This is a genomic window from Escherichia sp. MOD1-EC7003, from assembly GCF_002965065.1.
Lineage (GTDB): Bacteria > Pseudomonadota > Gammaproteobacteria > Enterobacterales > Enterobacteriaceae > Escherichia.
The window spans coordinates 53,934-66,368 of sequence record NZ_PTRE01000039.1; the positions used below are offsets into that span (position 1 = coordinate 53,934).

Annotated in this window: 10 protein-coding genes; 2 read left to right on the forward strand and 8 right to left on the reverse strand. The window is 42.2% G+C overall.

Going from position 1 to position 12,435, the window contains the following annotated elements:
• Positions 1-211 precede the first annotated feature (211 nt).
• Positions 212-1,687, reverse strand: a complete 1,476-nt coding sequence (gene zwf / locus A7090_RS07365) for a glucose-6-phosphate dehydrogenase (protein WP_105273520.1) — start codon at positions 1,685-1,687, stop codon at positions 212-214.
• A 337-nt stretch (positions 1,688-2,024) separates the two neighbouring features.
• Here zwf and hexR point away from each other — a divergent pair, with 337 nt between their 5' ends.
• Together hexR and pyk are read left to right on the forward strand one after the other, a co-directional pair.
• Positions 2,025-2,867, forward strand: coding sequence for a DNA-binding transcriptional regulator HexR (hexR, locus tag A7090_RS07370; RefSeq protein ID WP_105273521.1), 843 nt, complete (start codon positions 2,025-2,027; stop codon positions 2,865-2,867).
• Positions 2,868-3,021: 154 nt separating this feature from the next.
• Positions 3,022-4,464 carry a pyruvate kinase gene (pyk, locus tag A7090_RS07375; protein ID WP_105273522.1) on the forward strand — a complete coding sequence of 481 codons (1,443 nt, stop codon included), beginning with the start codon at positions 3,022-3,024 and terminating at the stop codon, positions 4,462-4,464.
• A gap of 59 nt (positions 4,465-4,523) precedes the next feature.
• On the opposite strand, the gene A7090_RS07380 is transcribed toward pyk, so the two are convergent.
• From A7090_RS07380 to A7090_RS07410, 7 genes are all read right to left on the reverse strand, one after another.
• Positions 4,524-5,366 carry a Nif3-like dinuclear metal center hexameric protein gene (locus tag A7090_RS07380; RefSeq protein ID WP_198599574.1) on the reverse strand — a complete coding sequence of 281 codons (843 nt, stop codon included), beginning with the start codon at positions 5,364-5,366 and terminating at the stop codon, positions 4,524-4,526.
• Between the two features lie 22 nt (positions 5,367-5,388).
• On the reverse strand, positions 5,389-6,228 hold the full coding sequence (locus A7090_RS07385; RefSeq protein ID WP_105273524.1) for an alpha/beta hydrolase: 840 nt from the start codon (positions 6,226-6,228) through the stop codon (positions 5,389-5,391).
• A 91-nt stretch (positions 6,229-6,319) separates the two neighbouring features.
• Complete coding sequence (locus tag A7090_RS07390; RefSeq protein WP_105273525.1) at positions 6,320-7,117, reverse strand: amidohydrolase family protein; 798 nt, start codon at positions 7,115-7,117, stop codon at positions 6,320-6,322.
• A 21-nt stretch (positions 7,118-7,138) separates the two neighbouring features.
• The gene (locus A7090_RS07395; RefSeq protein ID WP_105273526.1) at positions 7,139-8,938 is read right to left on the reverse strand and encodes a glycoside hydrolase family 13 protein; all 1,800 of its coding nucleotides are present in this window, start codon (positions 8,936-8,938) and stop codon (positions 7,139-7,141) included.
• 17 nt (positions 8,939-8,955) lie between these two features.
• The gene (locus tag A7090_RS07400; RefSeq protein ID WP_105273527.1) at positions 8,956-9,789 is read right to left on the reverse strand and encodes a sugar ABC transporter permease; all 834 of its coding nucleotides are present in this window, start codon (positions 9,787-9,789) and stop codon (positions 8,956-8,958) included.
• A gap of 2 nt (positions 9,790-9,791) precedes the next feature.
• A complete protein-coding gene (locus A7090_RS07405) occupies positions 9,792-11,081 on the reverse strand; it encodes a carbohydrate ABC transporter permease (RefSeq protein WP_198599575.1) in 1,290 nt (429 codons plus the stop codon).
• 2 nt (positions 11,082-11,083) lie between these two features.
• On the reverse strand, positions 11,084-12,316 hold the full coding sequence (locus tag A7090_RS07410; RefSeq protein WP_105273528.1) for a sugar ABC transporter substrate-binding protein: 1,233 nt from the start codon (positions 12,314-12,316) through the stop codon (positions 11,084-11,086).
• Between the last annotated feature and the right edge of the window lie 119 nt (positions 12,317-12,435).

Here is a 12,435-nt window from a genome sequence, read left to right on the forward strand (position 1 = left end):
CAGAGCAGGATGATTCACAACGCGTTTCATACATGGAAATTATGACTGAAACGCCTGTAACCGGAGCTCATAGGGCAAAAACGTTTCAGTCAGTGTAATAAAAAAAGCCTCGTGGGTGAATCCACACGAGGCCTGAAAGTGTAAAAATTGTTCTACAATCTGTGCAAGATCATGTTACCGGTAAAATACCCATAAAGGATGAGTACAGATATTATTCAAACTCATTCCAGGAACGACCATCACGGGTAATCATCGCCACCGAGGCAACCGGTCCCCACGTTCCGGCTTGATACGGTTTCGGCGCATCATTGTCCATCGCCCACGCCTCAGTAATGGAGTCTACCCATTTCCAGGCTTCTTCCACTTCATCACGACGTACAAACAGGGCCTGAATACCGCGCATGGTTTCCAGCAGCAGGCGTTCATAGGCATCTGCCAGATGCGTCTGATTAAAGGTTTCTGAATAGCTCAGATCCAGCTTGGTGATTTGCAGGTTATGCTTGTGGTCGAGACCAGGAACTTTATTCAGTACCTGGATATCCACGCCTTCATCAGGTTGCAGACGGATAGTCAGTTTATTTTGCGGCAGATCCTGCCACGACTCTTTAAACAGATTCAGTTCAGGTGTTTTGAAATAGACCACAACTTCAGAACATTTGGTCGGCAGACGTTTACCTGTACGCAGGTAGAACGGTACACCGGCCCAGCGCCAGTTGTCGATGTCGACGCGGATCGCCACGAAGGTTTCTGTATTGCTGCTCTTGTTCGCGCCCTCTTCTTCCAGATAGCCCGGCACTTTTTTACCCTGGGCGAAGCCCGCAGTGTATTGCCCGCGTACGGTTTTTTCGCGTACGTTGGAGCGGTCAATGCGGCGCAGAGACTTCAGTACTTTGACTTTTTCATCGCGGATGCTATCTGCACTCAGGTCAGATGGCGGAGACATCGCAATCATGCAGAGAATTTGTAGCAGGTGGTTCTGGATCATGTCGCGCATCTGACCCGCTTTATCAAAATAGCCCCAGCGCCCTTCGATCCCCACTTCTTCTGCCACCGTAATCTCAACATGATCAATGGTGCGATTGTCCCAGTTGTTCACAAACAGGGAGTTAGCAAAACGCAGCGCCAACAAGTTAAGTACCGTTTCTTTTCCGAGGTAATGGTCGATGCGATAAACCTGGCACTCCTCGAAGTATTCACCGACTTGATCATTGATTTCACGCGAGGTCGCCAGCGACGTCCCCAGCGGTTTCTCCATGACTACACGTGCCGGTTTAGCATTCAGTTTTGCCTCACCAAGCCCTTTACAGATTGCGCCAAAAGTGCTGGGCGGCATGGCAAAGTAGTTAATGGTGATACGATTTTTTTGATCCAGCATCGCGCCGAGACGGCTGAATGCAGCTGTGTCATTGACATCGAGATTACAAAAATCCAGACGTGCACTCAGGGTGTCCCATAAACCTTCATCAATGGTTTCTTTCATGAAAGTTTCGAGCGCCTCGCGGACAACTTTGGTATATGCCGCTTTATCCCACTCAGCACGCCCTACGCCGATAATCCGGGTGTCCGGGTTGAGCTGACCGGCTTTTTCCAGTTGATACAGGGAGGGCAGCAATTTACGACGCGCAAGGTCGCCTTTCGCGCCGAAAATGACCAGGTCACAGGCCTGGGCTGTTTGCGTTACCGCCATGTCATTCTCCTTAAGTTAACTAACCCGGTACTTAAGCCAGGGTATACTTGTAATTTTCTTACGGTGCACTGTACTGCTTTTACGAGCTTGCGAAAACTGTAAACGCTTATCCACCCGTGCGATTACGGCAAAAGCGCGCAAAGTGCGGCAAAACTGATAAAAAAATCATCGTTTTCCATTGGGTAAAAATCTGACACTGATCATGTTATGAAAAAAAATAACAACTTTTTTATCTGCTTTTGTCATTAACACTGCACACAGGCGTAATATCTGACAAAACTGCATTTCGATTTCTTTCAATGCGGAAATCGTCATTACTCGTGAGTCTCTTTACATCATGAATATGCTGGAAAAAATCCAGTCTCAGCTGGAACATTTGAGCAAATCAGAGCGCAAAGTTGCCGAGGTCATTCTGGCTTCGCCCGATAACGCAATCTATTCGAGTATTGCTACTCTGGCGCTGGAGGCCAATGTTAGCGAGCCGACGGTGAATCGTTTCTGTCGCAGCATGGACACACGCGGTTTTCCTGACTTTAAACTTCATCTGGCACAAAGTCTGGCGAACGGCACCCCCTATGTTAATCGCAACGTCAATGAAGATGACAGCGTTGAATCATACACGGGAAAAATATTTGAGTCCGCAATGGCAACGCTCGATCATGTCCGTCATTCACTGGATAAATCTGCCGTCAACCGCGCCGTCGACTTGCTCACTCAGGCCAAAAAAATCGCCTTTTTCGGATTAGGCTCTTCTGCCGCCGTTGCCCACGATGCGATGAATAAGTTCTTTCGTTTTAATGTTCCGGTGGTGTACTCCGATGATATCGTGCTGCAACGCATGAGTTGTATGAATTGTAGCGACGGAGACGTAGTAGTGCTGATTTCTCACACTGGGAGAACAAAAAATCTGGTCGAGCTGGCGCAGCTGGCACGCGAGAACGACGCCATGGTGATTGCCCTCACCTCTGCGGGGACCCCGCTCGCCCGGGAAGCAACGCTGGCAATTACCCTCGACGTACCGGAAGATACTGACATTTATATGCCCATGGTTTCTCGACTTGCGCAGTTGACCGTGATAGATGTGCTGGCAACAGGTTTTACTTTGCGACGCGGCGCAAAATTCAGAGATAACTTGAAGCGGGTCAAGGAAGCGCTGAAGGAATCGCGTTTTGATAAGTAGTCACTTAATTTAAGTGACGATCGCTAAAAACGACTGTCACTGTTCTAATCTTATACGATATCCGGATGAGATTAATTTATCGCCATCACGGCGTTATTTCATTCGGATTTCATGTTCAAGCAACACCTGGTTGTTTCAGTCAACGGAGTATTACATGTCCAGAAGGCTTCGCAGAACAAAAATCGTTACCACGTTAGGCCCAGCAACAGATCGCGATAATAACCTTGAAAAGGTTATCGCTGCGGGTGCAAACGTTGTACGTATGAACTTTTCTCACGGCTCGCCTGAAGATCACAAAATGCGCGCGGATAAAGTTCGTGAGATTGCCGCAAAACTGGGGCGTCATGTGGCTATTCTGGGTGACCTCCAGGGACCCAAAATCCGTGTATCCACCTTTAAAGAAGGCAAAGTTTTCCTCAATATTGGGGATAAATTCCTGCTCGACGCCAACCTGGGTAAAGGTGAAGGCGACAAAGAAAAAGTCGGTATCGACTACAAAGGTCTGCCTGCTGACGTCGTGCCTGGTGACATCCTGCTGCTGGACGATGGTCGCGTCCAGTTAAAAGTACTGGAAGTTCAGGACATGAAAGTGTTCACCGAAGTAACCGTCGGTGGTCCCCTCTCCAACAATAAAGGTATCAACAAACTTGGCGGCGGTTTGTCGGCTGAAGCGTTGACCGAAAAAGACAAAGCAGACATTAAGACTGCGGCGTTGATTGGTGTAGATTACCTGGCTGTTTCCTTCCCACGCTGCGGTGAAGATCTGAACTACGCCCGTCGCCTGGCACGCGATGCTGGGTGTGATGCGAAAATTGTTGCCAAGGTTGAACGTGCGGAAGCCGTTTGCAGTCAGGATGCAATGGATGACATTATCCTCGCCTCTGACGTGGTCATGGTTGCTCGTGGCGACCTCGGTGTGGAAATTGGCGACCCGGAACTGGTCGGCATTCAGAAAGCGTTGATCCGTCGTGCGCGTCAGCTTAACCGCGCGGTAATCACTGCGACTCAGATGATGGAGTCAATGATTACGAACCCGATGCCGACGCGAGCAGAAGTCATGGACGTAGCAAACGCCGTTCTGGATGGTACTGACGCCGTGATGCTGTCTGCAGAAACTGCTGCTGGTCAGTATCCGTCAGAAACCGTTGCAGCAATGGCACGCGTTTGCCTGGGTGCGGAAAAAATCCCAAGCATCAACGTTTCTAAACACCGTCTGGACGTTCAGTTCGACAATGTGGAAGAAGCTATTGCCATGTCAGCAATGTACGCGGCTAACCACCTGAAGGGCGTTACTGCGATCATCACCATGACCGAATCGGGTCGTACTGCGCTGATGACCTCCCGTATCAGCTCCGGTCTACCGATTTTCGCCATGTCGCGCCATGAACGTACGCTGAATCTGGCTGCTCTCTATCGTGGCGTTACGCCGGTGCACTTTGATAGCGCTAATGACGGCGTAGCAGCTGCCAGCGAAGCGGTTAATCTGCTGCGCGATAAAGGTTACTTGATGTCTGGTGACCTGGTGATTGTCACCCAGGGCGACGTGATGAGTACCGTGGGTTCAACTAATACCACGCGTATTTTAACGGTAGAGTAATCTCACCTGCCCCGGCCGCTGATGACCGGGGTATTTAGCTACACATAAATTAGGACTACTCATTCAATCCAATCATAATCACAGCCCGCTGTAAAATGAATGCAGGGATAGCCTGAATGGAGATCTAAATAGTTTGCAAGACATCGCATACCCGCTTCCTCTGCAACACTATGTCCAATAACAGCCATCGGTAATCCACTATCTTTTGAGTATTGTGTCTGCACCCATGTTTTAATTGAATCGTTAATCGTAATATAATAATCAGCCTGATATTCCATATATTGTATTGGATCACAAAAACAGCCTGCCCCTATCCCAACAGTTCTGACTACTCTGTCTTTATCTCCATAAAATTGGATACCAGGAAGATTATAAACTTTAAAATTTTTGGCAAAACGTTTGGTAAGATTAATGGCACTGTCAGGTTCTATAGCATATATATGGTACATATCATCAGAAGCAACAATATTTGTAACATCCAATTCTAACTGCTGAGCCAAAGCCTTAGACATTCCGAACGTAGGTTCTCGATCCATGACATCATGACAACGAATGATTACCAAATTATTTTTATGCATAAACTCCTTTTTTTGCTCAATTATATTTAAATAACTGAGTTCACCTTGAGTATAACCCATTACTTTTCTGGCCCATGAAAACTCAAGATCTTCACCCTCCAGATCAGCATAAGAATAAAATGTAGGTTCATGAGTAATAATGATATTAACACCTTCAGAAACAGCTTTTCTTAAAACATCCATTGAGGCAATCCAGCAGGTACCAATTTTATTAATTAGTGTCGCTTCAGCACCAAAAATGATTTTATCAACAGTTGGCTGCGAAACGGCAACCATTGAATTTAAAAAACAATTAAGATCTGCGGCTGTTTTAATATGATGCATTCAACATCCTCCACATGTTTCATCAGCAATAAAATAATTTCAACATCTCTGGGAAGCGTTTTGCCCATGCAGACTCAGAGTGGGTATGACCTCCCCATAGGTGATAGTCCATAGTTACATTGCGTTGTTTACGAAGACTCGCGCATAATTTTTCAGCACCGGAAATATAAATTTCAGGAAAGTCTTCGTGCATACCACTGGTTTCCTGCGTACCGACATCGAGATACAGGGTAAGATTTTCAACTATATTGTTGTCCTTAATAAAATTCAGCATTGCGCTGTCATTAAACCATAGTGCCGGCGAAAAAACGCCAACTTTTGAAAAAACATCCTGACTAAGAATTGCGGCAAACAAACTGATGTACGCCCCCATAGAACTACCTGCTATCGCTGTATTATTACGATCTGGGAGAGTTCGAAAATTGCTGTCAATATAGTTCTTGAGCGTGTTCACAATAAAATCAACATACAGCGCACCTTTTCCTCCACTATAATCCACATCAGGGTCCCAGCCAGGTAAGGGAAAAGATGTGTTTCGCGGCCATGGAGAATACTCATCCATACGGCTGAATTTACCATGAGACGATGCATTATCAATCCCCACAATGATAACACCATCGTATTGTGAATTTGGGAAAAAAGCATCTACCGCCTCAGGTATATCCCATACATGTGGACCAAAAGATACAGATTTATCAAATAAATTTTGCCCATCGTGCATATACAACACAGGGTAACTGACATCAGATTCATAATAGGACGCAGGCAGTAATATTCTTATTTCGCGACTACTTGCCAATTGTGGCATAGGAAAGGATTGCAACACATGATAGCGATTCCCATAGCTCTCAATATCGTTCATGATTTAAATTAATCTCAATAAAAAAATAAATATAACATCTAAGTACTCCCCTACCACATTATATATGGGAGCACTTAGAAATGGCTAACACCTATATTTTTATCTTAAAAAGTTTTTTCGCATTCGTAAACATAAGTTGTTCAAATTCACTTTGCGTTAATTTACTTTTTAATTCAGTAAAATACTTATTATAATAATCATCATCATTGTACGTATCTAGTCCATTAATAGGATTATCGGTACCGAATAAAATCTTATCACTACCACAGATTTTTATCGCCAGGTAAACCATATCCGCCCTAACCCACGCAGTATCGCCATAGAGATTAGGAAGCTTTGCAATCAATTCGATTGCTTCCTGATTATCTGTCGCGAGCCCCATATGACACATTACAAAATTCACGTCTGGATACTTAAGTGCCATCTCATAAACCAACTGTGGGCTGGATTCATAATCATTAGAAGTATGGCTAACTACCGGGAGATCATATTTTTGAGCAAGGCGTATATAATCCTGAACTTTTTCTGAGTTGAAAGCCATTTTTGAATGATATGGATGAACTTTGATGCCATAAATGATATCTCGATTGCTGGCAATCATATCTTCAAAGTCTTGATCACAACTTTCCAGACGAGGCTTAATCCACATAAACGCGCCAATTCGCTTTGAATGTTGACGAACAAGTCTGAGCATACGTTCATTATTATCATGCTGTGTAACTTGATCTTCATCCGGAATCGGTTTCTGGTCATGGTCAACTTCTACGGCAGATCCACAAGAACATAACGCAAAATCAATATTATACTTGTCCAGAGATGCCAGAAAAACATCTTCTGGCATACGGATTTTCACAAAGTCACCAATATGAGTGTGTGCATCAATTATCATAACAAATATCCTAATAGAAATTTAAAAATTATAAAGATCAGCAGCAGGTAAACCTTCAATTTCATAACTGAAACCGGAGATATCCATACTTCTTCCGTCATAAATAAAGCTGGCAGTATCCTCACTATTATTTAAGAAGAAAGTGATGTTATCACGTTGATAAGCGATCACCGTGGGATGTTCAACGTCTTTCCATTGTATTGATGCCTCACACCATTGTGGATGTTTTTTACGTAGACGTATTAACCAACGTATAAATTGCCGTAATTCAAGATCTTGTTTGTTTTCATCCCACATCATACATTTTCTATTGTTCTCAAGCGTCATTGATTTAAAACCATCGATTCCTATTTCGCTACCGTAGTAGATACAAGGAGAGCCAGCTTGAGTTAACATAAATAAATAGGCGAGTTTAACTTTTCGTTTATCATTCAAACAAACGCTTAAAATACGAGCGGTGTCATGACTATCCAGAAGATTAAACATAACTTCAGTTATATTTTTAGGATAACAAAGATAAGAACGTGTGACGGATGTCATAAATTCTTGTTTTGTTGTATCCTGTAACGCAAAATAATCAATAATCCCATATGTTAAGGGATAGTTCATTAATGAATCAAACTGATCACCACGCAACCAGGGGGTGCCCTCATGCCATATCTCACCCAAAATATAACATTCAGATTTGATATCTTTAATCACCTTTCTGAAACCTCGCCAGAAATGATGATCCACTTCATTCGCGACATCCAGACGCCAACCATCAATATCAAAATTTTGCGTCCAATAGCGAACGATACTAAGTAAGTATTCACGGCACTCTTCATTCTCAGTATTTAGCTTGGGCATTTCAATGACATTGCCAAATGTTTCATAGTTAAAATTTTTAAAATCCCATTCACTTTTTGGAGTATCGGGATAAACAGGAAATTTATGAATCCAGAACCAATCGGCGTAACGTGATTTGGCACCATTGCGTACAACGTCAAGCCATATTGGAGAGTCAGCTCCTAAATGATTGAATACTGCATCCAACATAATTTTTATTCCACGCTTATGCGCTTCTTCAATCAAAGTATGGAAAGCAATATTCCCACCTAAATGTGGATCTACACTGAAATGATCAATTGTGTCATATTTATGGTTGGAAGCTGAGGTAAAAATAGGACAAAAATAAATCCCATTAATACCCAGATCTTCCAGATAATCGAGTTTATCAATAACCCCCCACAGATCCCCACCCATAAAATTGAATGAAGTCGGTGTACTGCCCCACGGTTCTACCCCTTCTGGAGATATTTCAGGTCTGCCATTACAGAAACGATCTGGAAAAATTTGATACCATACCGTATTTTTTACCCAGGAGGGCGTATTTAGAACGTCAATTTTATTAAGATAAGGGAAGCAAAAAAAGTTATTTAAGCGGCTTAACTCTCGTTCTTCGCACTCCAGTGAACTGATATCAACACACCTTTTCTCACCAAAAAGAAACTTCTCTCCCTCTTTCCCAAAAAGTATAAAACCGTAACGGCAACGGCGTTTTTGAGGTTTGAACACTGCAAACCAGTGATCATGAAATTCGGTGACAGCTTCTTGTTCCATCTCGATCTCGTTGCCGCCAATCCATCCGAACGCTTCTGTCCCCGCCATGTTACCGCCGTCAAGACCACCTTCAGCCCAATTATATGGATCGCCTATCCAGAGAATAACTTTATCAACTTCTCCTCTTAATGTGCGTAACCGTACATGCAAAGTTTCGTTATCATAAGCATAGCTATCTTCACTTTTTGCTGAGTGTTTTAACGAACTAACTGTAATCATAAATACTAATCCCTAAATTATTCCTTAACGGCACCGCTAACAAGTCCAGTAGTTATATGCTTCTGTGTGAAAACAAATAACAACGTGATAGGTACTGCAACTAAAAGCGCCCCAGCAGCAAAAAGCGTATAATTCTCTGCTGAATTAGAAGCAATCCAACTAAAAATGCCAATCGCCAGGGTCATTTTATCCTCACTACGAAGCACCAACGTTGGCAAAATGAAGTCCATCCATGGTCCAGTGAACGAAACTAATCCAACGAAAACGAGAATCGGCTTAGCCAATGGCAATATTATCTGAATAAAAATAGTCAGATGCCCAGCTCCATCTATCTTAGCGGCCTCATCCAAAGAAGTTGGAATAGCATCAAAATAACCTTTTACCAACCACGTCATGAAGGGCAATGAACCGGTTACATAAACCAGAAGCAATCCAGTATATGTGTCTATCAAATTGGCCTTTGAAAGCAGGATATAAATGGCAGTCATTGATAAAAATGCAGGAAACATCTGCAATACAATAATACTCATTAAAGTATTACGCTTTCCACGAAATCGATACCGTGAAAAAACGTAGGCAGTCATTGTCACAACGACCAGTGAAATTAACATGTTAGCGGTTGCAAGTATGAACGTGTTTAAATACCACTGCATATATGGCGTATCTGTGAACAACGTTATGTAGTGATCAAATGTAAACTCGATGCCACTAAATGTGGAACTAAATAGATTATTCCCTTTTTTAAAAGATGCCATTATCGTCCATATCACTGGCCCAAGCACAACAATGGAGTTGCAGATTAAAAAAAGATAAACGACGAGCGTTGATATTTTACGTAAAGATTTATCCATAGTTACATCCCTACATCATCTTTAAATGATTTCATCCGTCTGAATTGCCATATTGCTATAACCGATAAGAAGATAAATATTATGATAGAGATTACAGACGCTATATGATATTGCTGAAAATTCAATGTAAGTTTATAAATCCAGGTAATAAAAATATCTGTATGCCCAGCAAATCTATATTCCGGATTAGTCGGACCACCTTCAGTCAGAAGATAAATTGCACCAAAATTATTGAAGTTGTATGCAAATGTCATTACCAGAGTTGGCGCAATCTGATGTAACACCATTGGCAATGTAATTTCCTTAAATTGTTGCCACTTAGTTGCGCCATCGACCTCACTAGCCTCATACAAATCTCGTGATATGTTGGTTAATGCACCCGCGATCAATAGCATAAAATACGGTGCCCCTACCCAAACACATACGGCAATTACTGTTATTTTTGCATTTAATGGAACCGACAGAAAATCAATTGAATTCATACCGATACTGTTCAGAAACGAGTTAACCGGACCAATTCCATTTAAAAGAAGACGGAAAATAAGTAACGTTACAAATGTGGGTATGGCATATGGTAGTATAAATATCAATCGCCAGACTTTTGCGAAACGTATATCTTTTTTAGCCAGTGCTAAAGCCAGAACAAAGCCAAAACTGAAGGTAAAAACCGTAGCGCAAATTGCCCAAATGAATGTCCAGAGAGCAACACCTAGAAACGTATCAGACCATATTTTAAACTTAAACAACATAATAAAATTTTTAATCCCAACCCAATCAACCAGGTTCTTTGGTGGGATGTGATTTGGCGCAGCATAGTTTGTAAAGGATACAAGAACTGTAATTACAATAGGTAAAACGATGAATGCTATACTCGCTAAAAATGCGGGCGTTAGGACTATAAATGCAAATTTATCCTCATAGACTTTATATAACTGTTGTTTAAAAGTCAGATGGCAATAAGATGAGTTCCGCGCATCTTTAATATTAAGGATATAAATCGTGGTGAATAAGCCAACAATAATTGTCGCTATCACGCCTTCTACAAGCATAAATATAGAATTGTCACCCTGAATGACAGTCAACCCTTTTCGAATTTGCGCGACATCACCTAATGTGAACAACCCTATTAATGTATGCACAATCTCGGAAAGATAAAGCAAAAAACATACTTGTATTGCAAAGAATATCCCGCCTTTCACATAATAATGACGTGATAACTGAGTCCCGCCTATAATCAAACAGGAAATAGGTAGCACAGGTGCACTCTTCATTTTCAGTTGTTTAGTATTCACAATTACTCCTGAAGCGAAAGTTGTTCTTCAATAATTGTATGTGCATAATTTAAAACTTCATCCGGTGTCTTATTCTCAACCCAGGTAGCCAAAATAGCATTAGTCATTGGAGACCATAGATAAGACATTTCCGGTATTGATGGCATTGCGTCAGAGTAATTAGCTTGAGCAATAATTGCTTTTATAGCTTCACTACCTGTCTGGCTAATTTTTTTCATAAGCGAATCGACTGGTGGAATGAGATTCGTCATTTCATAACGCTTCATCAACATCTTATCCGTTGTCAGGTAGTCAGCGAATAATTCAGCGGCATGAGGATATTCGGTAAATGAGCTTACAACGGCCAGCCGTACTGTTGAAAATGAGCGAGGCTGATGACCATCTAATGTTGGGATGCGTGTTACGCCAAAATTGATTCCGCTGTCAATGTAACCTTGTATGGACCAAGGTCCGTCGATTACAGCAGCAACTTTTCCTTCATTAAACAGACCTCTTAGAACTTGTGGATTTCCCATATCAAGAGGATTAGAGGGATTCGCTTTCTTTAAGCGTTTCATTGTCTCTAGCCCTTTCTTCGCTTCAGATGAAGAGATGCCTAAAGCTTTGGGGTCGTTACCGGTTTTACCGAATTCGTTGGCACCATATAAGGTAATAAACATACGTGAAACATAATAATTTTGTACATCCCACAGCAGAGCATATTTATGCTCAGATGAATTATTAAACTTTTCACTGAAAGTATTAATTTCTTCGAATGTTTTTGGTGCGGTGTTTAACAAATCCTTATTATAGAAAAGCGCCAGCGTTGCGAAACTTACAGGAAAACCATAGCTGATGTTATTATATGTAGCTGCCGATACTGCGCCTGGAATAAATGTTTTCTCAATCCGCTCAGCTGAGACCATGTTTTCCATAACCCCGCCAGCAACGACTAACCGCCCCAAGGTATCATGTTCAATTTCAGCTACATCAGCTACACGAGTCGTACCACCATCCTGCATAATTCTTGACGCTGCATCCATTGGGGCTATATTGCGAAATGTAAACTTTACCTTGTAGCCAAAATCTTTATTAAATTCCTTTGCTGCATATTTCATATATTCCGCGCTTGCTGCATCAGACCAGACCAACAACTCAGCATTTGTTTCAGGAATCAATTTTTCTGCCATCGCCTGGGGGGTTAGCGTACTGGAAATTGCAAGAATTATAACTGTGACGATATTTGAAAGCTTCATTGTATTCACCTCGCGAATAACACCGTTAAGTAGTACACGTTGTACGCCTATATAAGAATTTACGTCATTATCAACACAAATCTAGTCAAATCAACTGTCAAATAAGATTTTAATGATGA